This is a genomic window from Pseudarthrobacter sp. 05T312 (assembly GCF_056396685.1).
Genome location: NZ_JBFTLY010000002.1, coordinates 302,751 through 323,557 on the forward strand (window position 1 = coordinate 302,751; position 20,807 = coordinate 323,557).

General features: G+C 67.4%; 19 protein-coding genes and 1 riboswitch. Of the genes, 15 read left to right on the plus strand and 4 right to left on the minus strand.

Annotated features, from left to right (window positions below):
- Window positions 1-26 precede the first annotated feature (26 nt).
- On the plus strand, window positions 27-950 hold the full coding sequence (locus AC1DIP_RS05525) for an NAD-dependent epimerase/dehydratase family protein (protein ID WP_477733150.1): 924 nt from the start codon (window positions 27-29) through the stop codon (window positions 948-950).
- 25 nt (window positions 951-975) lie between these two features.
- Here AC1DIP_RS05525 and AC1DIP_RS05530 read toward each other — a convergent pair whose 3' ends face one another.
- The gene (locus AC1DIP_RS05530) at window positions 976-3,177 is read right to left on the minus strand and encodes an MMPL family transporter (protein ID WP_477733151.1); all 2,202 of its coding nucleotides are present in this window, start codon (window positions 3,175-3,177) and stop codon (window positions 976-978) included.
- Window positions 3,178-3,383: 206 nt separating this feature from the next.
- Here AC1DIP_RS05530 and AC1DIP_RS05535 point away from each other — a divergent pair, with 206 nt between their 5' ends.
- The 7 genes from AC1DIP_RS05535 to AC1DIP_RS05565 all read left to right on the plus strand — a co-directional run bounded on the left by AC1DIP_RS05535 (window position 3,384) and on the right by AC1DIP_RS05565 (window position 10,240).
- On the plus strand, window positions 3,384-3,884 hold the full coding sequence (locus AC1DIP_RS05535) for a MarR family winged helix-turn-helix transcriptional regulator (RefSeq protein ID WP_477733152.1): 501 nt from the start codon (window positions 3,384-3,386) through the stop codon (window positions 3,882-3,884).
- A gap of 30 nt (window positions 3,885-3,914) precedes the next feature.
- Window positions 3,915-4,733, plus strand: a complete 819-nt coding sequence (locus AC1DIP_RS05540; RefSeq protein ID WP_477733153.1) for a methyltransferase domain-containing protein — start codon at window positions 3,915-3,917, stop codon at window positions 4,731-4,733.
- Between the two features lie 30 nt (window positions 4,734-4,763).
- The gene (locus tag AC1DIP_RS05545; RefSeq protein WP_477733154.1) at window positions 4,764-5,387 is read left to right on the plus strand and encodes a LysE family transporter; all 624 of its coding nucleotides are present in this window, start codon (window positions 4,764-4,766) and stop codon (window positions 5,385-5,387) included.
- Window positions 5,388-5,523: 136 nt separating this feature from the next.
- Window positions 5,524-6,057: an arsenate reductase/protein-tyrosine-phosphatase family protein gene (locus tag AC1DIP_RS05550; RefSeq protein ID WP_476207698.1), complete on the plus strand. Its 534-nt coding sequence runs from the start codon at window positions 5,524-5,526 to the stop codon at window positions 6,055-6,057.
- Between the two features lie 74 nt (window positions 6,058-6,131).
- A complete protein-coding gene (locus AC1DIP_RS05555; protein WP_476211805.1) occupies window positions 6,132-6,683 on the plus strand; it encodes a DUF2231 domain-containing protein in 552 nt (183 codons plus the stop codon).
- Between the two features lie 33 nt (window positions 6,684-6,716).
- On the plus strand, window positions 6,717-8,828 hold the full coding sequence (gene pabB / locus AC1DIP_RS05560; protein WP_477733155.1) for an aminodeoxychorismate synthase component I: 2,112 nt from the start codon (window positions 6,717-6,719) through the stop codon (window positions 8,826-8,828).
- A gap of 143 nt (window positions 8,829-8,971) precedes the next feature.
- The gene (locus AC1DIP_RS05565) at window positions 8,972-10,240 is read left to right on the plus strand and encodes a multidrug effflux MFS transporter (RefSeq protein WP_477733156.1); all 1,269 of its coding nucleotides are present in this window, start codon (window positions 8,972-8,974) and stop codon (window positions 10,238-10,240) included.
- A 22-nt stretch (window positions 10,241-10,262) separates the two neighbouring features.
- Here the strand turns inward: AC1DIP_RS05565 and cls are convergent, their stop codons facing one another.
- Window positions 10,263-11,738 (minus strand): cardiolipin synthase, encoded by a 1,476-nt coding sequence (gene cls / locus AC1DIP_RS05570; RefSeq protein ID WP_477733157.1) that lies wholly within the window; start codon window positions 11,736-11,738, stop codon window positions 10,263-10,265.
- Between the two features lie 94 nt (window positions 11,739-11,832).
- Here cls and AC1DIP_RS05575 point away from each other — a divergent pair, with 94 nt between their 5' ends.
- The gene (locus tag AC1DIP_RS05575; RefSeq protein ID WP_477733158.1) at window positions 11,833-12,762 is read left to right on the plus strand and encodes an aminodeoxychorismate lyase; all 930 of its coding nucleotides are present in this window, start codon (window positions 11,833-11,835) and stop codon (window positions 12,760-12,762) included.
- A 60-nt stretch (window positions 12,763-12,822) separates the two neighbouring features.
- Window positions 12,823-13,287 (plus strand): pyridoxamine 5'-phosphate oxidase family protein, encoded by a 465-nt coding sequence (locus tag AC1DIP_RS05580; protein WP_476207707.1) that lies wholly within the window; start codon window positions 12,823-12,825, stop codon window positions 13,285-13,287.
- A 38-nt stretch (window positions 13,288-13,325) separates the two neighbouring features.
- Here AC1DIP_RS05580 and AC1DIP_RS05585 read toward each other — a convergent pair whose 3' ends face one another.
- Window positions 13,326-14,030, minus strand: coding sequence for a TetR/AcrR family transcriptional regulator C-terminal domain-containing protein (locus AC1DIP_RS05585; protein WP_476207709.1), 705 nt, complete (start codon window positions 14,028-14,030; stop codon window positions 13,326-13,328).
- 224 nt (window positions 14,031-14,254) lie between these two features.
- Between AC1DIP_RS05585 and AC1DIP_RS05590 the strand changes: the two genes are divergently transcribed.
- On the plus strand, window positions 14,255-14,509 hold the full coding sequence (locus AC1DIP_RS05590; RefSeq protein ID WP_476207711.1) for a hypothetical protein: 255 nt from the start codon (window positions 14,255-14,257) through the stop codon (window positions 14,507-14,509).
- A gap of 122 nt (window positions 14,510-14,631) precedes the next feature.
- On the opposite strand, the gene opgC is transcribed toward AC1DIP_RS05590, so the two are convergent.
- On the minus strand, window positions 14,632-17,100 hold the full coding sequence (gene opgC, locus AC1DIP_RS05595) for an OpgC domain-containing protein (RefSeq protein WP_477733159.1): 2,469 nt from the start codon (window positions 17,098-17,100) through the stop codon (window positions 14,632-14,634).
- A gap of 166 nt (window positions 17,101-17,266) precedes the next feature.
- A riboswitch (SAM riboswitch) is annotated at window positions 17,267-17,382 on the plus strand.
- Between the two features lie 13 nt (window positions 17,383-17,395).
- Between opgC and AC1DIP_RS05600 the strand changes: the two genes are divergently transcribed.
- From AC1DIP_RS05600 to AC1DIP_RS05615, 4 genes are all read left to right on the plus strand, one after another.
- The gene (locus AC1DIP_RS05600; protein ID WP_476207715.1) at window positions 17,396-17,671 is read left to right on the plus strand and encodes a DUF1737 domain-containing protein; all 276 of its coding nucleotides are present in this window, start codon (window positions 17,396-17,398) and stop codon (window positions 17,669-17,671) included.
- A complete protein-coding gene (locus tag AC1DIP_RS05605) occupies window positions 17,668-18,078 on the plus strand; it encodes a rhodanese-like domain-containing protein (RefSeq protein ID WP_477733160.1) in 411 nt (136 codons plus the stop codon). Before AC1DIP_RS05600 ends, AC1DIP_RS05605 begins: the two co-directional genes overlap by 4 nt.
- Window positions 18,079-19,287 (plus strand): O-succinylhomoserine sulfhydrylase, encoded by a 1,209-nt coding sequence (locus AC1DIP_RS05610; RefSeq protein WP_476207719.1) that lies wholly within the window; start codon window positions 18,079-18,081, stop codon window positions 19,285-19,287.
- Between the two features lie 64 nt (window positions 19,288-19,351).
- On the plus strand, window positions 19,352-20,791 hold the full coding sequence (locus tag AC1DIP_RS05615; RefSeq protein WP_477733161.1) for an HNH endonuclease signature motif containing protein: 1,440 nt from the start codon (window positions 19,352-19,354) through the stop codon (window positions 20,789-20,791).
- The last annotated feature ends 16 nt before the right edge of the window (window positions 20,792-20,807 follow it).

Here is a 20,807-nt window from a genome sequence, read left to right on the forward strand (position 1 = left end):
TCTCACTTACAGAAACGGAGACCAGCGTGCCTGACGTATATGTGGTGACCGGGGCCGGACCGGTGGGGTGGACGGTAGCGGAACAATTGGCGGACCGGGGACGGCAGGTGCGCATCCTGACCCGGTCCGGCAGCGGACCGGACCACCCGCTCATCGAGCGCATCAGCGGGGACGCGAAGGACCCGGCGGTTCTGCGCACTGCCCTTGCCGGCACCAAAGCCGTCTTCCACTGCATCCACGGCTCGTCATATACCGCGGCCGCGTGGCAGGCAGAGCTGCCTGCCGCCGAACAGGCAGTACTCAGCGCCGCGCAGGAGGTGGGCGCCGTCGTCGTCTTTCCGGAAAGCCTCTACTCGTACAGCGAACCGGACAGCGTGATGATGGAGGGCAGCCCCCGCCTCGCAACCGGGGGCAAGCGTGGCGTGCGAACGGACCTCCTGAAGGCCCGCGAGGCCTCGGCCACGCCCACGGCAAGCGTGGTGGCCGGCGATTTCTTTGGGCCGCGCGTCCGGATGGCGCACGCCGGCGAGCGCATGGTCGAAGCGGTCCTTGCGGGAAAGAACGTCAGCGTGGTGGGAAGTGCCAGCCAGCCGCACTCGTTCACCTACATAGCCGATCTGGCCTCCGCCATGATCGCGGCAGCTGACCGGCCGTCCGCCTGGAATGCCGTGTGGCACGCCCCTACCGGGCCGGCCCTCACGCAAAAGGAACTTGCAGCGGCCTTCGCTGCGGCGGCGGGACGGTCCGCCCCGAAGGTGCGGGCCCTCCCCGGCTGGGCGCTCCGTGCGGCCGGACTGGTTTCCGCCGACGCCCGCGAGCTGGCGGAGATGCTGTACCAGTTCGAGCGGCCCTTCGTCATGGACTCCGCAGCTTCCGAAGCAGCACTTGGAGTCAGCCAGACGCCCCTGGAAACGGCTGCTGCCGCCACCGTGGAGTGGTGGCGGCAGTAGCGCTAGTCCGCGCGGGACGCTGGAGTCAGCGGGCGGGAACCTCTTCCCGGGGCTCGACGCCGGGCTCCCGCGGCTTCACGGCGTCCCGGCCATCAGTCCGCCCCAGCTTGCTGGGCCACCAGATCTTTGGCCCGATGTCGTAGGCCAGCGCCGGCACCAGCAGCGAGCGCACCAGCACGGTGTCGAGCAGGACGCCGAAGGCCACGATGAAGGCCAGCTGCACGAGGAACATGATGGGGATGACGCCAAGGGCGGCAAACGTTGCCGCGAGCACCACGCCGGCCGAGGTAATGACGCCGCCGGTTACCACCAGGCCGCGAAGGATGCCGGGCCGGGTGCCGTGCTTAAGCGATTCCTCCCGGACGCGGCTCATCAGGAAGATGTTGTAGTCCACGCCCAGTGCCACCAGGAAGACGAAGCCGAACAGCGGAACGGTGGCGTCGGCTCCCGGGAACCCGAAGAGGTTGTTGAACACAAAGGCCGACACACCCAGCGCGGCCGCGTAGGACAGCACCACCGAGAGCACCAGCAGCACCGGGGCCACGATGGAGCGCAGGAGCAGCATCAGGATGAAGAGGATCACCGCCAGGACCACCGGGATGATGACCAGCAGGTCGCGCTGGGCGGTGGTGTTGGTGTCCAGGGCGGTGGCAGTCACGCCGCCCACCAGGGCGCTGGGATCAATGGCCTTCACTTCAGTGCGCAGGGCCTTGATGGTCTCTTCCGCTTCCAGCGAGTCCGCGGCATTCTTCAGGGTCGCGTTGATCAGGACCTTCCCGTCCCGGACGTCCGGCGCGGTAGGGGCACCCGGGGCTCCCGTGACCGGCACGCTGCCGCGGCCCAGCAGGTAGGCCTCACCCACGCCGTCGTCGGCTTTCACCTTGTCCAGCACCTCTGCTGCCTTGCCCTGGTCCGCAACCACGACGGCGGGGCTGCCGCTGCCGGCATCGAAGTGGCGGGCCAGCGCGTCCTGGCCGTCCACCGCGTTGGAGGCCGTGAGGATCACGTCTGTTTGCGGCACGCCGTTGGCCTTCAACTGGAACAGGCCGCCCGCGGCAACGAGCAGCAGGAGGACCGAGGCAACCCAGACGGTCCTGGGGCGCCGCGAGACAAGCGAACCGGTGGCGCGCCACAGGCCCTTCTGGCCTTCCAGGCCGGTGACCAGCTCGGGCTCGCGCTGGTCCGCAGGCAGGAGCTTGGGCCGGAAAGGCCAGAACGCGGCCCGGCCGAACAGGGCCATCAGGGCGGGCAGCAGGGTCAGGGCGGCGAACAGGGCGCACAGGATGCCTGCCGCTGCCACCGGGCCCAGGGCCTTGTTGGAGTTCAGGTCGGAGAAGAGCAGGCACAGGAGCGCAATGATCACGGTGGCGCCGGAAGCCAGGATGGGCTCGAAGGATGCTTTCCAGGCGGTCAGGACGGCGGCCGTGCGGTTGGTGATGTGGGTCAGCGCTTCGCGGAAGCGGGCCACGAACAGCAGGGCATAGTCTGTGGCAGCGCCGATCACCAGGATGGAGAGGATGCCCTGGCTTTGGCCGTTGAGCTGGATCCAGCCGGCCTTGGCCATACCGAACACCAGCAGGATGGCTGCGCACAGGGCAAACACCGAGGTCAGCAGAACCATGATGGGCAGCAGCAGGGACCGGTAGACGACCAGGAGGATCACGAAAACGGCGGACAGGGCCACGAGCAGGAGGATCCCGTCGATGCCGCCGAATGCCGCGGTGAGGTCCGCCGCAAGCCCGGCCGGACCGGTCACGAAGGTCTGGGCACCCTCCGGCGCCGCGCCCTTCACCGTTTCACGGAGTTCCTTGACGGCATCCTTGATCTCCGCTGACGAGCCGATGGGGACAACGAACTGGACGGCCTTGGCGTCCTTGGACGGGATCGGCCCGATGACCGTGCTGCCCAGCTTGAGGTTCTCGAGGTCTGTCTTCAGGGTGGCCAGTCCGCCCAGCTGCTGGGGCGTAAAGGCTTCATTCTTTTCGATGACGATGATGCCGGGCACCTCGTCGGAGTCGCGGAACTTCACCTGCCAGTCCTGCGCTTCGGTTGCCTCGGCGCTGGCGGGCAGGAAGGATGCCTGGTCGTTGGACGAGACTTCGTCCAGGCGGCCGAACGTAGGGCCGCCAACCCCGGCCAGCCCCAGCCAGGCCAGCACCAGGACAACGGGGACCAGCCAGCGCAGCCAGAACGGAACCCGTTCCCGGCCAACTTTTGTGCGTTTCATGATGCCTTCCGTAGTGAGCAGGGGGAGTAGGATTTATTCCAGCATAGATTATCTCCATGAGAGAGATAAGTGCCAGTCAAGCTTTTTTGCTCGTATCCTCTTCGGGAGTCGGGCAGCGTCACCACGGGCCAGCCGGGCCTGGAGTAATATCCGTCAGTACGCTTGGGCCAATACGCGGTCCAGGCGCTAGCAGCTGGGAGGTGGAGATGGCAGGGAACAGTGCGCCCGGCACATCCCCTTCCGCCCCGACGGGACCGGAGTTCGGCCATCCGCTGCTCCGGATCCTGCAGGAGTTCACTCTCGAAGCGAACCGTTACGTGGATGCAGCCGGGGACCGCAAGGACATGCACCGCACGGACATGAATGCCCTCGCTGTGATCATGCGCCACACTGCCAGGGGCAACGTGGTGACGCCGGGGCTGCTGCGGAAGGAACTGAACCTGAGTTCCCCCGCCACGACCGCCCTGATAGACCGCCTGGACAGCGCCGGCCATGTGGTCCGGGAACGCCACAGCACGGACCGGCGGCAGGTCCAGCTGAAGATGACCCCCAAGGCTTTCCGGGAGGGTGGAGCCATCTTCGCCCCGCTGGCCAGGCACATGGGGGGCGCCCTGGCCGGCTTCTCCGAAGCCGAGCTGGATACTGTCACGCGCTTCATGACCGCCATGATCGAAGCCACCATTGCGGCAAGGACAGAATCCGGGTAAATGCGCCACCGGTGGGGGTAGCGTTTGCTTATGAGTGCGCAGCAGCCGGAAGACGACGTTTACACGCACGGCCACCACGAGTCGGTGGTCCGTGCCCATGCCGCCAGGACCGCCGAAAATTCCGCGGCCTTCGTCCTTCCCTACCTGACTCCCGGGTCCACCCTGCTCGACGTCGGCTGCGGACCGGGCACCATCACCTGCGACTTCGCGCCCCTGGTCAGCCCCGGCAAGGTCACCGGCCTCGACCGCGCGCCGGACATCGTGGCCCAGGCCCAGGCGCTCGCCGTCGAACGCGAGGTGTCCAACGTCGAATTCGTGGCAGGGAACATCTACGACCTGGACTTCGCCGATGAAACGTTCGACGTGGTCCACGCCCACCAGGTCCTCCAGCACCTGACCGACCCCGTCGAGGCACTCCGCGAAATGCGGCGCGTCGCGAAGCCTGGCGGCATCGTGGCCGTGCGCGACGCCGACTTCCACGGCATGAGCTGGTTTCCGGACGTCCCCGAGTTGGATGAGTGGATGGACCTGTACCAGAGGATCGCCCGGCGCAACGGAGCAGAGCCCGACGCCGGGCGGCGGCTGGTCAGCTGGGCCCAGGCCGCAGGTTTCACCGATGTCGCGCCCACCAGCAGCAACTGGCTGTACGCCACGGCGCAGCAGCGCCGCTGGCAGGCGCGGGTCTGGGGCGAGCGGGTACTGCATTCGGCCTTCGCCGAGCAGGCGCTGGAGTACGGATTCGCCGACGCGGCAGGCCTCGCCCGGATCTCTGCCGGCTGGCACCGCTGGGGATCCACGGACGACGGCTGGTTCCTGATCCCCAACGGGGAAGTCATCGCGCGGGCCTAGCCGCAGGACCCCGCACCGTAAGATTGTCAAGTGCAATTTTCCCTGTGGCTGGCCCTGGCGGGCGCCGGCGCCCTGATCAGCTTCACCCCGGGTGCCGGGGCCATCAACACCATGAGTAACTCGCTGAACGCCGGGTTCCGCCGCTCCATCTGGGGAATCCTGGGGCAGCAGGCGGCCCTGGTGGTGCATGTCCTGATCGTCGCGCTCGGTGTCGGCGTCCTGGTGGCCAGCTCGCCGGTTGCCTTCAACGTGATCCGCTACGCGGGTGCGGCCTACCTGGTGTACCTGGGTGTCCGCCAGTTCCTCAGCAAGCCCTCCGCAGCGCAGGAGCAGGCTGCCACCCTTCGCAACGAACCGGCATGGTCCATTTTCCGGCGCGGCTTCTGGGTCAACCTGCTGAACCCGAAGGCGGTCGTGTTCTTCCTCGCGTTCACACCCCAGTTCATCCGGCCCGAACAGCCCCTGTTTACGCAGTACGCCGTGCTGACGGCCACCATTGTGGTCATCGACATCCTGGTGATGTGGTTCTTCTTTGCCGCGGCAGCCAGGTCATTCCAACGCTTCACCAGCACCGAACGGGGCCAGCTGGTCCTCAGCAGGGTGTTTGGTGTCCTCTTCGTGGGTGTGGGCATTCTGCTGGCCCTGATCCACTAGCGTCCGGCGGGGTTCCGCCAATCAGACAAGGTGGGCCGTACCCGTTTTCATACCGAGTAATGCATCTTTACAACCCAGTAAAACTTTGTGAACAGGCGGCTGGCCAAAGGTGGCCGGAGCGCGCATGCTTAGTTCCATGACCTCAACGTCGAGCGCCTACCGCGTCATCACTGTCTGCACGGGCAACATCTGCCGGTCCCCCATGGCCGAGCTGATGCTCCAGGCAGCACTTGAACGCGAGGGCCTCGACAGGCTGGTGGAAGTGGATTCCGCGGGCATCACGGGGTACGAGGCCGGCCGGCCCATCGATCCCCGCGCTGCCCGCCGGCTGGCGGTGACCCAGCTGGCCTCGGAGCACCACGTTGCCCGCGAGTGGGAGCCGGAGTGGTTCCGCGAGCGCGACCTGATCCTGGCGCTCGACATCGACCACTATGCCTGGCTGAGTGAAGCGGCACCGGACCAGGATTGCCTGGACAAAATCCGGATGCTCCGCAGTTTCGATCCCGCCATGGCGGACCGGGACCGGCTGGACCAGGGCATTGAGGATCCCTGGTACGGCGGGCACGCAGACTTCGACGCCGTCTGGCACCAGATCCACACGGCACTGCCGGGCCTGGTCCAGCACATCAAATCAGCAGTCCTGCAAAACACCCAGCTCCAGCCGCACTAGCCGAAAGCGCCCGGGAAAGGCTCCGGGCGCAGAAAACGGGTGCGGTACGGCAGCACCAGGAGTATTTTGTGCTCATGCACGCCGCTTCCAGCTCCGGCAGGTACACCCGCCTCCTTGGCAGCCTTGAAGATGCCACACCATTGGACGCAGCTGTCGAAGCAGCGGAACCACTGGCGTCCCGGCTGATGTCGCAGCCCCGGATCCGGTCGATTGTCCGCGGCGACACCACCGGCATACCGCTGCACACCATCCTCACCGACGGGCCCTTCGGCGCCTGGTGGTCGGCAGTATTCCTGGATTTCTTTGATGACGACGGTTCCCGCCGCTCCTCCCAGCGGCTGGTGGCCCTCGGCGTCATTGCCGCCGTTCCCACTGCCCTGTCCGGCTGGGCGACCTGGTCCGGCAAGGACCGGCCCTTGAAGCGCGTAGGCATCGTGCACGCGGGAGCCAATGTTGCAGCCACCACCGTGTACTTCGCCTCCTGGCGGGCCCGTTCCCGCGGCAACCATCGGCTGGGCGTCCGGCTGGGGCGGGCCGGAGCAGTCCTGCTGCTGGTGAGCGGTTTCCTGGGCGGCCACCTCAGCAGCGGCCGCCATGCGTCGCGGCAGGGCGCACTTCATGTCTGAAAGCGGACAACGGAAAACGGTACGCTCTAGTCCATGAGCCCAGCCCCCGTCATCATCGCCGTGGACGGGCGTTCCGGCGCAGGGAAGACCACCCTCGCCGTCGAACTTGCGGCCCGGCTCCGCGCCCACCACAAGGTCTCACTGTTCCATCTTGAAGACATCTACCCCGGGTGGGACGGCCTGGCGGCCGGCGTGGAGCGCTATGTCGCCACGGTGCTTACCCCGCTGAGCCGTGGCGAGGCGGCCACCTGGACCAGCTGGGACTGGGACAACCATTACGACGGCGAAGCCCGGGTCACGCTGCCCGCCGAGATCGTCATCGTGGAGGGAGTGGGGGCCGCCGCCGAAGCTGCCCGGCCCATGCTGGGCGCCGTGATCTGGGCCGAGTCTCCGGACGACGTCCGCCGCACCCGGGCGCTGAACCGCGACGGCGCCACCTATGAGCCGTTCTGGGACCAGTGGGCCGCCCAGGAGGAAGAGTGGCTTGGCCGGGACGACGTTCCCGGGAACGCGGACCTCCGTGTGCAGAACCTGGCTGACGGCTCGGCCCCCGCGGACCTGCTGCACCTCCTCCCCTGCCTGCCGGCGCTGGCGCCCGTGCTGGCCCCCGAACTGTCCGCACGCCGGGGCCTCCGGCTCCACGCCGAGCGCATCGACGCCCTCCCGGACGCGCCGGCCCTGTTCCAGGCGCTGTACGGAACTTCACCCAACGCGGTGTGGCTGGATTCCTCCAATGCGGACGCCGCGGCGGTTGCCGCCGGGCAGCGGGAGGACGGCACGGACCCGGAGGCCCGCACGGCCGCCGAGCGCAGCCGGTTCAGCATCATGGCGGACGACGCCGGCACGTTCGGACAGTTCGTGACGCACCGTGCGGGGATAAGCCAGGTCAGCACCGGTTCCGCAACGGCCAAAGTACCGGGCCCCTTTTTCCGCTGGCTGGATACCGTCTGGGGACGCCGTGCCGTCCGCACACCCGATGGCTATCCCGGCGAGTTCACGCTCGGCTGGCTCGGCTGCCTGGGCTACGAACTGAAGCGCGAAACCGGCGGCAGCGACCTGTCCGCACCCACTCCGGACGCTGCCCTGATCTTTGCCGGCCGGGCTGTGGTCCTTGACCACGCTGACGGCGCGGCGTGGCTCCTCGCGCTGGAGGCCCCCGACGCCGGTGAGTGGCTGGCCCGGGCCAGGACCGCAGTCGAAGCCGCCGGCAGCGGCGCCCAGCCGCCCCTGCCTGGCCCGGCACCGCAAGCCGGCGGCAGCACCGACGTCGTCCTTCCCGCGCCGCCTGCTTTCCGCAGCCGGGACACGGGTGCGCAGTACCGGGAGAAGATCACGGCGGCCCAGCACCAGATCGCCCAGGGCAACACCTATGAGGTCTGCCTGACCACCACGCTCGAAGCCAAGGTGCCGGGCCGCACACTGGATCCGTGGACCACCTACCTGACGCTGCGCCGCCGGAACCCGGCGCCGTTCGCCAGCTACCTCCGGCTGGGAAACCTCGCAGTTGCCAGCACCTCGCCTGAGCGGTTCCTGAAGATCGCGTCCGACGGCGGCATGCGCGCCGAACCGATCAAGGGCACCCGCCGTCGGGCTGCCGACCCGCAGGAGGACCAGGGGCTGCGCGAGGACCTGGCCACATCCCTGAAGGACCGGGCCGAGAACATCATGATCGTGGACCTGCTGCGCAACGACCTCAGCCATTTTGCCGAGCCCGGTTCCGTCACGGTGAGCCGGCTCTGCGCTATCGAGAGCTACGCCACGGTCCACCAGATGGTCAGCACCATCGACGCCCGGCTCCTCCCGGGCGCACCCCGGGCCGAGGCTGTGGCTGCCTGCTTCCCGGCCGGCTCCATGACCGGAGCCCCCAAGATCAGCACCATGGCCATCCTGGACCGGCTGGAGGCCGGGCCGCGCGGGCTCTATTCGGGGGCCATCGGCTACTTCTCGCTCAATGCCGCCGCCGACCTCGCCGTCGCCATCCGGACCCTGGTGGTCAGCACCGAAGGTGACGGCACCGCTGAACTGTCCCTCGGCGTCGGCGGCGCCATCACCTCGGACTCCGTGCCCGACGACGAATACGAGGAAATCCGGACCAAGGCCTACGGGGTGCTCTCCACCCTCGGCGCGGTCTTTCCCGGCGACTGACGCACACCGAAGCCGGGGGCATCCAGCCTGCGGACACCTGTTTGGGATGCCGGCGCCGGGGGTACGCCCCTGACCTTAGCCGAAGCGCTGACCCGGGCGGCTGGCACGTCCCTGGCTGCTTCCCCACAAGTTAGGTATGCCGCGTGACGGATCCGTCCCCAATCCACAGCACCAGCAAGGCTCCGCGCAGCGTCAAGTACATCCTCATGCTTGGCGCCCTCGCCGCGCTTCCCGCCCTCACCACGGACATGTACCTGCCGTCGCTGCCCACCGTGGAGGCCGATCTCCACACCACCCAGGCCGCCGTCCAGCTGACGTTGTCCGGGACACTGGTGGGGGCCGGCATCGGGCAGCTGGTCATCGGCCCGTTCTCGGACCGGTTCGGACGGCGGCTGCCGCTGGTCATCGGCATCTCCCTGCATGTGGCCATCTCGCTGCTGTGTTCGGTGACGCCGAACATCGAAACACTGACCGGGCTGCGGGTACTGCAGGGGTTCTTCAACGCCGCCGCTGCCGTGGTGGCACTGGCCGTGATCCGGGACCGGTTCGTCGGTTCCGCCGCCGCCCAGCTGCTGTCCCGGCTGATGCTGGTCGTTGGCGTTGCCCCGCTGCTGGCCCCCACCGTGGGCCAGGCCATTGCCGGGCTCTGGGACTGGCGTGCCGTCTTCTACGCATTGGCGCTCATCGGGGTGGCCCTGGTGGCAATCGTCTGGCGGTTCATGCCGGAAACCCTGCCGCCGGACAGACGCAGCCCGGGACACCCCCGGTATGTGGCAGGCGCGTACTGGTCGCTGCTGCGGGACAGGCATTTCATGGCCCTGGCCGTGATCCCCGGACTGGGGCTGGCCCTGATCATGAGCTACGTGGTGGGCTCGCCCTTCGTTTTCCAGAACGAGTACGGCTTCACCGCCCAGCAGTTCGCCCTGGTGTTCGCCCTCAACGGTGCAGCCCTTGTCCTCTCGGCGCAGCTCAACGCCGCCCTGGTCCGGAAGTTTCCGCCGGTCCGACTCCTGCGCACCGCCCTCCTTGTCCAGCTGGGCCTGGCCATCGTGCTGCTCGGCGTGGTGGCAACGGGCGCCCTCGGACCGGTGGGGCTGGTGGCAGGCCTGTGGCTGGTCCTGTCGGCCCAGGGAATGATTCCGGCGAACGCGTCGGTCCTGGCCCTCCACGACTACGGCCACATGGCGGGGACGGCGGCGGCGGTCATCGGCGCCCTGCAGTCGGGTGTCGCGGGATTGGTCAGCCCGCTGGTGGGCCTCCTGGGTGGAAACTCGCTCTCGATGGTCACCGTCATGATCGGCAGCTGCACCGCGGGTGTGGTGGTACTTGCCCTGGGAACGCCCGCTTACCGTAAGGGCGGCTGGCCCGGGCACGCAGGGCACGACGACGTCCCCCGCGTCAGTGCCGACTGACCACTTCTGGACCGACGCTTTTCTACTGGACCGTGGCCGTCAGCCGGGCCACGTTGTCGACGTACCGTGCGGCGAGGGGCCGGGTGAGCCAGTCCGCGAGCTTGAGCTCATGGGAAATGTCCCGGTACGTGTCCTCCACGGCCCGCATCTTGTTCACGATGTCCTCGCCAAGCAGCATCACGGACACTTCCAGGTTCAGCGAGAAGGACCGCATGTCCATGTTGCTGGACCCGAGGACCGCGACCTCGTCATCGATGGTGAAGTGCTTGGCGTGCAGCACGAACGGGGCCTTGTACAGGTAGATCCGCACACCGGCTTCCAGGAGCGCCTCGTAGTAGGACCGCTGCGCGTGGTGGACCAGGAACTGGTCGCCCTTCTCCGAGACGAACAGTTCCACGTCAACGCCCCGCTGCGCCGCGGTGGTGATGGCGTACAGCAGGGAGTCGTCCGGGACGAAGTAGGGGCTGCAGATGGAGATCCGATGCTGCGCGGAGTAGATGAGCGTGTTGAAGAGCCGCAGGTTGTTTTCCGTGATGAACCCGGGGCCGCTGGGCACCACCTGGGCCGTGACATCTCCGGGCTCGGGATTCGCCGGGAGCTGCAGCTGGTGTTCCAGCGACTCGTCGGTCTCGCTCAGCCAGTCGGTGGCGAAGACGACGTTCAGGGTGGTCACGATCGGTCCGCGCAGGCGTGCCATCAGTTCAACCCATTCGCGGCCTGCCTTGCGGTGCCGCGGGTTGTTGTAGGAGGGCTCGATCAGGTTCTGCGAACCCGTGAAGGCGATCTCGCCGTCGATCACCATGATCTTGCGGTGGTTCCGCAGGTCTGGGCGGCGCCACTGCCCGTGGATGGGCAGCAGCGGCAGCATCCGCTTCCACTGGATCTTGCCCGCGCGGAGGCGATTGAGCAGCTTCCGGTACCCCTTGATGCGGAGGGTTCCGATGTGGTCGAACAGGAGCCGCACCTCCACTCCCCGTTCCGCGGCCTCCTCCATGGCGGTCAGCAGGTCATTGGTGACATGGTCCGAACTCATGATGTAGAACTCGGCGTTGACGAACTTCTTCGCCTTCCGCACGGCCTGGGTCATTTCCAGGATGGAGTCGGGGTAGCCGGGAATGAGGTCCACCGAGTTGCCGTCCACCATCGGCAGGGAACCGAGGGTGCGGTTGAGTTCAGCCGCGGACTTCACCCATTCCGGGCCGGGGTAGTCGCTTTCCGCGTCCGAGAGAGCGGTGATGCCTGCCTGCACGCGTTCGTTGACCAGCTGCTGCTGCGCCCGCCTGCGGCTGGACAACCTGAAGTTGCCGAAGAGCAGGAACAGGACGATGCCCAGGAACGGAATGAAGAAGATGCCCAGCAGCCAGGCCATGGCTGTGGTGGGGCGCCGGTTGCCGGGGATGATACCCAGCGCGAGCACCCTGATCACCAGGTCGGCGAAACCCAGGAGCACCACCACCCACGTCGGAGCGGTGCCGGCAAGCGAAAAAGGCCACAACACGTCTTAAACCCCCGGGGAGATCGGGCTCCGGAGGACGGCTTCCGGCCGGTGCACTCTGCCCAGCTTATCCGCGGTACCGCACTAAGCTGGTGCCATGAGCTCTCCAGCCCCCGTGGTTCTCGCCTTCCTCGATCCCGCTTACCCTGATGGCCGGGTGGCCGATGCCTCCAAGCCCCAACTGCTGGTCACCGACCTGGGGGTCACGCGCGGCGACGGCGTCTTCGAAACCATGCTGGCCGTGGGCGGAACGGTACGGAAAATGCAGGCCCACCTGGACCGCCTTGCCGGCTCCGCCGCCGCACTGGACCTGGACATCCCGGACCAGGAAGCCTGGCGGCGCGTCATTGCGGCGGCGGTGGCCCGGCACCGGCTGGAGAACCCGCCTGCAGACCCGGCCGCCGATGAGCTGGTGGTCAAACTGGTGGTCACCCGGGGCGTGGAAGGCGCGCCTGCCCCCACAGCCTGGGTGCAGGCCACTCCGGCCGGAGCGGCGGGCCGGCGCCAGCGTGAAACGGGCATCGACGTCATCCTCCTGGACCGTGGCTATGACAGCGACGTGGCCGACCGGGCACCCTGGCTGCTCCTCGGCGCCAAGACGCTTTCCTACGCCGTCAACATGGCAGCCTTGCGCCACGCGCACAAACAGGGCGCCGACGACGTCATCTTCTTCTCCTCCGATGGCCGTGTGCTGGAAGGCCCCACCTCAACGGTGCTGCTCGCGCATGTGGAAAAGTCCGACGACGGCACAACGGTGAAGCGCCTCATCACCCCGCAGCTGGACAGCGGCATCCTGGCCGGGACCTCCCAGGGTGCCCTTTTCGCGGCTGCCAAGGCAGCGGGCTGGGAACTGGGCTACGGCCCGCTGGAACCCAGGGACCTTATGGACGCTGACGCGGTCTGGCTGATTTCGAGCGTCCGCCTGCTTGCCCCCGTGAACCGGATCGATGGCAAGGAGATCGGCACCCCTGCCCTCCAGAAGGAACTGACCGCCGAGTTGGGTGAGCTTTTCGCCGGCATCCAGTAGCGGCGCAACAAGGGACGCAATCCCTTTTCCCGCTCCCGCATCACCCGTAAGGTGTGGACCATGGACTCGCGAAACCTGCCGATTGAAAACCTGTCCTTCGACGACTGCTGGGAACTCCTCGACAACGACACGGTGGGCAGGCTGGCCATCGTGGTGGACGAACATCCCGAGATCTTCCCCGTGAACTACGCTGTCCACCTGCGCAGCATCGTCTTCCGCACCGCACCCGGTTCAAAGCTGTGGGGCGCCCGGATGGAACGTCCGGCAGCGCTGGAGATCGACGGCTACGACCCCGCCTCGGAGCAGGCCTGGAGCGTGGTGGTGCGCGGTGAAACGGAGATCATCGAGGACAAGGGCGTGAAGGATGCCGTGGACGGACTGGGCCTGGAACCGTGGCAGCCCGGCGAAAAGGCCAACTACGTCCGGCTCAACGCGAAAGCCCTGACGGGGCGCCGGTTCCGCGTCAACCGGCCGGACATCTGGAACACGCGCCTGCAGGACCGTCGTCGGGCCTCCTTCGAATAAGGTGCCGGCATAGCCAACTGCCGGACGCCACCCGAAGGTCAGGCGGCTGGGCCTGCCGCCTGGCGTGACAGCTGGGTTTCCAGCCCGGACAGCAGGATGCCGAGCCCTTGTTCAAGCTCCGAGGCGCCGTCGTATTCAGCCAGTGCCGGCGCCAGTGCACGGAGCTTGGGGAACTCCTTCGCGGGCAGCCGGTGGAGGCCCAGCCTCAGCAGTGCCTCGTTCTCTTCCGGGTCCACCACGTACTCCTGCAGTTCGTTCAGGATGTGTCCGTAGAGGAAGCCGTAGTAGGCGCGGTAGACGTGGAGGGCATCGGCCGCAGCGAATCCGGCAGTGCCGAGAAGGGACAGGATCTGCTCCAAGGGGCGCAGCGTGCCCAGCGGCCGGAGGCCGAGGGGCGTGGACAGGGGCCGGGTGACCAGCAGCGGCACAATGTTGGGGTGCTGGAGGGCCAGTGTTCGCAGGCCATGGGCAATCTTGCGCAACTGGGCCTTCCAGTCCGGGTCTTCCGGATGGATGCGGAGCTGGTTGAGCACCAACTCCGTAACTCCATCCAGCAAGGCTGCACGGTTCTGGGCGTAGCGGTACAGGCTCATGGGGTCCCGGCCAAGCTCCTGCCCAAGGCGGCGCATGGTCAGCGCGTCCAGGCCCTCGGCGTCCACAAGTTCCAGGGCCTTGGCCAGCACGATCTCCCGGCTCAGCCTCGGCTTGGGCGAGCCGGGGCCGGAAGTATTGGTGGAAGTCATGTGGAGGTCCTCACTGCGGCCCCCTCCCGAGGTAAACGGGACGGTTGCCTCATATCTGGTCTACAGGTAAAGTCTACATCGTAGACATTGTGGTGACAGCACCTGTGCTTCCCCCGGAATTCCGGGAAGGCGACTACATAATCCTTTGCCACCTTGTGCAGGGCATCGAGGTTCGCCGCTGTAGCCTACCGGCGGCACCACGCACCGAGCGAAGGGACGCCGACATGGCCAATTCGCAGTTTGACCTTTTCCTCCAAGAAGCCACCTACGCCGACCAGGCCTCCGAATCGAGCCTCGACCGCGACCGCCTGTATGGGCTGTACACCAGCTGGTGCTACGTCAACGAACAGCGGGCCGGCACCGAGTCCAGCTTCTGGGCTGCCATGAAGCACCGGGTCTCGGCCCGTCGCAACGGGCTGCGCATGAAGGGACCCGCCGCGGCGGACTACATCATGAGCAGCTATCCCCGGCTGGTCTAAGCCCGACGGCTTGCCAGTGCGGCGCCGGGCACCCGGTCCCCCAGGATTACATGCTGTGGCACTTTTGTGCCGCAGCATTTTTCATGCCCGGGCAGCCCCTCCTGCCGACGTGGCTGCTCCGCCTAGGTGGGGATGATCCGGAATAGGAACCTGGTCCGGACCATCACCCACAGGAGGCCCAGCACCACGGCGTAGGCAGCGGTGTTGAGGAAGATGCTCTGCTGCTGCAGCGCCGGGATGTTGGCTACGACGGCGATCAGCAGCACGTGCATGATGAACACGTAGAGCGTGGCGCGGCCCAGCGGGATCAGGAACCAGCCCAGGGCCCGCTGTACGGGTTTCCAGTAGGCGCTGAGGAAGGCGTAGGCCGCTACCACCAGGACCAGGACGTTGAGCAGGCGGCCGGGCGCCAGGTAGGTCCGGCCGAACAGCGAGTCATACATGGCCCGGTAGGTGGCATCCGGCATGAGCGCCAGCCGGACGTCGTAGTTGTTGGCCAGGTACGGGTTGCCCCAGGACAGGAAGGCCAGTGCGAATGCCGCCGCGGTGCAGGCGGCCACCACCCAGGTGTGCGCCGCGAGCCACGCGACGATGCTGCGGCGGTGGTAGCCGACAACCAGGCCGAGGACGAAAAGCACCTGCCACACCAGCAGGGGGAACGAGTCCTCGAACTGCGACGGCAGGAGCCGGAACCTGGTCACCGCCCCGGCCGCATACACGGCGAAGGACGCCAGCAACACCCAGATGGCCTTACCGCGGTTGAGGGCGGCGAGGATCAGGGGGCTGACCAGCAGCAGCACCACGTAAAGGCCCATGACGTTGAACTGCCAGGGCCCGAACTGCAGCAGCACGATGGCCGGAAGCACCTGGGGCGGCACGGGGAACTGGAACAGCGAGGACATGCCCGCGTAGAGGTCGTAGGTCCGTCCCGCGCCGCTGTGTCCGGCGCCGCCGGTTCCCTGGTCCACGAACGTGGTCAGGGCCTCGGTGTGGAAGAACGGGAGCAGGGACAGCAGGAAGACGCCGACCAGCACCGCCAGGGCAGTGACATAGAGCTTCCCGGCCCGGCGGGACGTCAGGTCCACCACCCGGCCGAAATCCTCCTTGGCCTTGGGCCCGTACACCATTCCCACCACCAGGCCGGAGAACAGGACAAACAACTCAGCGCCTGACACGAAACCCACCGCCTCCTGGGTGAGCAGCTGGAACAGCGAGGCCAAGCCCAGGTGGTTGACCACCACGAAGACAATGGCCATTCCGCGCAGCAGGTCTACCCGGGAATCCCTGGCGGAAGGATCCTGGTAGCTCCAGGACGTGGCGGCGGTGATCCGGCGCGGGACCTGCCACAGGGCCACCAGGAGGATGACCATGGCGGCAGCGAGAGTCCACGCGGCCGCCCCCGTAAGTGTGTTGGCGCGGACGTACGTGCCTGCGGATGCCACGTCCGTGACCGGGCCGGTGACAATGGGCGATGCCTTCAGCCGGTCCAGGGCGGCCTTGGCGATGTCCGGGCTTCCCGTGAGCAGCCAGCTGATGCTTGCAACGCCGGTGTCCCGCGTGCTGGTCCGTTCGTCCCACACCACGGCGGCCGTCCCGGCGAAAGCGGGAGAGGTGGCAGTTGACACTACCTGGTCCCACCACCCCGTCTTGATGTCCCGCTCGGGCGCCCCGCCGGACGCCGGGCTGTAGAACGCTGAGGTCTGGAGCAGGAAGGGCTTTTTGTGTCCTTCGGCGTAGGTGCCGTAGAAGTTTTCGCTGCCGGAGGCCGTCAGCATGTCTTCAAGTTCGCCCGCATGCGGGAGGGAGTTGACGGCCGCCGCTCCGGCAGTGTCGTCATGGTAGGCCGCCAGCCCGACCCAGTCCACGGCGTCGTCGCCCGGGTAGTAGGGAGCGTAGGCGCTGTCGCTTCCGTTCCAGGTTCCGTCCCCGTTCGTGTCCAGGAGGGCAAAGCCGTCGCTTCCCGGCTGCGGCGCATTCCGGTTCCGGTCGAAGGGGTAGTCCTTCCCCAGGTACGGCGCCCACACCATGGTGGCCCGGCCGCCGTCGTCCTTCTTGAAGGCTGCCGCCACGGCCTGGAAGGCCTGCCGGTACGTGGCCGGCTGCTGGCCCCAGGCCACCCAGCTGGCATTCATGTCGGGGGCGAAGCGGACCAGGAGTTGGCCCTTGAATCCCGAGGTCAGGTCATGCACCTGCGCTGCGAACGCTTCCGCCTCCGCGGTGCCGAGCTGGTCCAGCGGCACCGACGGCTTGACCGTGAGCATGGCGTGGGCGCCCTTGGCTGCGGTCTGCTGCAGGAAGCCCTCGATGTCATTCCGCTCGGATTCGCGGTACGGAATGGTGATGTCGTGGCCGAAGAGCGCCGGGCTTGCGCCCAGCCGGTCGCTGAAGCCCGCGGCCGTGTCCTCACCCCATTCGAGGACCGCCCCCAGCCAGGGTTTGCCCTTGTCCGGTGTCGGTCCGGCCGCCTGCGCCGGGGACGCCGGGGCCACCACTGCCAGGAGGGCGATGAAAACGGCGGCCAGGAAGGCCGCGGCGGAACGCGGACGGTGACGCCGGATGGCGGCGTGGTGTTGCGATACGTGTGCCCGCATGCTGACAAGGACCCCCGGTACTCATTGCTCTGGATACGGGGCGGCGCCCCCCGTAAGAACTTTATCGGTCCGCGGCAGTCCCAGCGCCGCGTGGCGGGCAGCTCAATGACGGAACATGACGACGGCGGCGATGCGGCTGGGCGCGGCAGGTGTTACGTTTTTGGGGAGTAATGAGTACCGGCGCCAAGCCCTGACTTGCCGGTCGGCAACCCTCCCTTTCGCGGCGGGGTGCCTCAGGTGAATACTCGGCATATCGACCGATTCGAGCTGCAAGCGTGAAAGAAGGAGATCCGTCGTGTCCGACGCACCCGCCCCTGACGAAAGACTGTCCTACCGCCTGATTACCGGCGCGGACACCCGTGAATTCTGCGAGCGGATCTCCGCCGCACTCGCCGACGGCTACGTCCTGCACGGCAGCCCGGCGGCGACCTTCAACGGCACCAGCGTCATCGTGGCGCAGGCAATCGTCCTTCCGGCCGCGATCGCCTCAGCCGATGCCGCCGTCGCCACCGCGGTGGACCGGCTCGACGCCGACCTTGAGGGCGACTTCGACGGCGAGGGCCACGCATGAGCTACGCAGGAGACCTGACGCCGCAGGAAGCGTGGGCCAAGCTGGAGGAGGGCGCCATCCTGGTTGACGTCCGCACCGAGGGCGAATGGGCCCACATCGGCATCCCGGACACCAAGGCCACTGACAACGATCCGCTGTTCATCCAGTGGACCTTCCCCGGCGGCATCCCCAATCCCGACTTCGTCAAGGACCTCCAGGCGCAGGCGCCGGAGGATCCCCAGGCGGAACTGCTCTTCCTGTGCCGCTCCGGCCAGCGGTCCATCGCGGCTGCCTCGGCCGCCACCCAGGCCGGCTTCACCGCGTACAACGTGCTGGAGGGCTTCGAAGGCGAGCCGGACCGCTACGGCGAACGCACCGTCAACGGCTGGAAGAACCGCGGCCTCCCCACCAACCTCGGAAAGAACTAAGTGACCTTCAACCCAGACGCCCCCGGCTGGAACCCCGACACCCAGGCAGTCCGCGGAGGACTGGACCGCTCCAACTTCCAGGAAACGTCCGAGGCCATCTTCCTGAACTCCGGGTTCGTCTACGAATCCGCTGCGGCAGCCGAACGCGCCTTCACGGGTGAGGACGAGCGCTTTGTCTACTCCCGCTACGGCAACCCGTCCGTGGCCACCTTCCAGGAGCGGCTCAGGCTGCTGGAAGGCACCGAAGCCTGCTTTGCGACGGCGTCGGGCATGTCCGCCGTGTTCACCGCGCTGGGTGCCCTGCTGGCTGCCGGCGACCGCGTAGTGGCCGCCCGGTCACTGTTCGGTTCGTGCTTCGTGGTCCTGAACGAGATCCTGCCCCGTTGGGGTGTGGAGACGGTCTTTGTGGACGGCCCGGACCTGGACCAGTGGCGCGAAGCCCTGTCCAAGCCCACCACTGCCGTGTTCTTCGAGTCGCCGTCGAACCCCATGCAGGAGATCGTGGACATCGCCGCCGTCAGTGAGCTGGCCCATGCGGCCGGTGCCACCGTGGTGGCGGACAACGTCTTTGCCACTCCCCTGCTGCAGCGCTGCGGTGACCTCGGTGCCGACGTCATCGTCTACTCGGGTACCAAGCACATCGACGGGCAGGGCCGGGTGATGGGCGGCGCCATCCTGGGCACCAAGGAATTCATCGACGGACCGGTGAAGCAGCTGATGCGGCACACCGGCCCCGCGCTTTCCGCTTTCAACGCCTGGGTCCTGACCAAGGGCCTGGAGACCATGGGCCTGCGCGTCAACCACTCGTCCGCCACCGCGCTGCGCCTCGCCGAGTGGCTGGAGGAACAACCGGCGGTGGGCTGGGTGAAGTATCCGCTCCTGAAGTCGCACCCGCAGTACGGGCTGGCCGCGAAGCAGATGAGTGCCGGCGGAACGGTCCTGACCTTCGAACTGGCCCCGACCGGCGGGCGCTCGGGCAAGGAAGCGGCATTCGCCCTCCTGGACGGGCTGCGGATCATCGATATTTCCAACAACCTCGGTGATGCCAAGTCCCTGATCACGCACCCGGCCACCACCACCCACCGCGCCATGGGCCCGGAGGGGCGTGCCGCGATCGGCCTGAGTGACGGGGTGGTCAGGCTCTCGGTGGGGCTCGAGGACCCGGAAGACCTCCTCCGCGACCTCGAGCAGGCGCTGAAGCAGATCTAGCGGGGACGGGACCAGGTCCGCCTGGCCAAATACAGATGTCAGTGCCTCGTTGGATGATGTCGGTATGGGAACCAGCGGTGGTGTCGGGGTGGTGCTGGCGTCAATCGATGCCTCTGTTGCCGCCCTTGCTTCGCTGAACCGTGAGGACTCTTTCCTTGCTGCCGGGGCGGGTGCTGGTGCCGGTGTGGATGTGTTGCAGCGGCGGTATGAAATCCGGCTGGAACGGCTGGAACTTCGGTCCCGACTTGCCGCGCAACTCAGCGCAGACCAGGCGCAGGACACTGCCGAGGCCGTGGAGTTCCAGCGCGCCCTGACCCCGCCGAACGCCTCGGTCGAGGACCGCACTTACACAGACATGTCTGTGGTGGAGGAGATCGCTGGGGTGCTGACCATCAGCTCCGGCGCAGCGGGGGCGTTGGTGGAGCAGTCACGGCGGATCTGCTCTCTGCCGCCCGTCATGAACGCCCTGGCCGCGGGCGCGATGTCGTGGCAGCACGCCCGCATCATTGCGGACGAAACCGAGAGCCTCACCCCTGAGGGCGCGGCGTCCCTAGTGGCGCATTTCTTCGACCCCGACGCAGCCAACCCCGCCCGCGGCGCGGCCCCTGGCGACCTCGTACCGTCCCGGTTCCGGGCCAAGGTCCGGGGCTGGCGGGAACGCCACCACCCCGAATCGATCGAGAAACGCCATGCAAAGGGAGTGGCCGACCGGCGGATGGAATACACCCCAGACCGGGACGGCATGGCCTGGATCTCCCTCTACCTCCCCGGCGATATTGCGTGTGCCATCTGGAACCGCACCACCGCGACCGCCCGCGGACTGCAGGGGCCCGACGAAGAGCGCACGCTTACACAGCTCCGCCCCGACATCGCAGCGTCCCTGCTGCTGGGGGCTGGGAACACCACACAGACCGGAGAACCCTCGACGGTCGGACAGGTCCCCACCCTGCGGGCTGACGTGCTGGTCACCGTGCCCGTGTTCGCGCTCCTCGGTGCCACCGACGAACCCGCCGTGCTGGATGGTTTCGGCCCGATCCCGGCGTCCATGGCACGGAGACTGGTCGCCGACGGGGCGGACTCGTTCTACCGGGTCCTCGTCGACCCGCGGGACGGGGCACCGTTGGAGATCGACCGGAAAAACTACCGGCTCACCGGGGCCATCAAACGCTGGATCAGGCTGCGCGACACCAAATGCACGTTCCCCGGCTGCACCAACAAAACCCCCGACAACGAAACCGACCACCTCACCGCCTGGCAACACGGCGGCACCACCGGAACCAGCAACCTCGCACAGCTCTGCCCCAAACACCATCGACTGAAACACCACAGCCAATGGACACCCGACCCGGCCACCAAGAACCGACCGCCCGGCTGGACCTCACCCACGGGACGGCACTACAACCCAGAACACCAGGACTCAGAACCAACCCGCTGGCCCCCGGGCATCCTGCCGGCACCACCAAGCCCTCTGGAACAGGTCCTTCTACAGCGCCTCGCTACCTAGCACCCGCTTCGCCGTG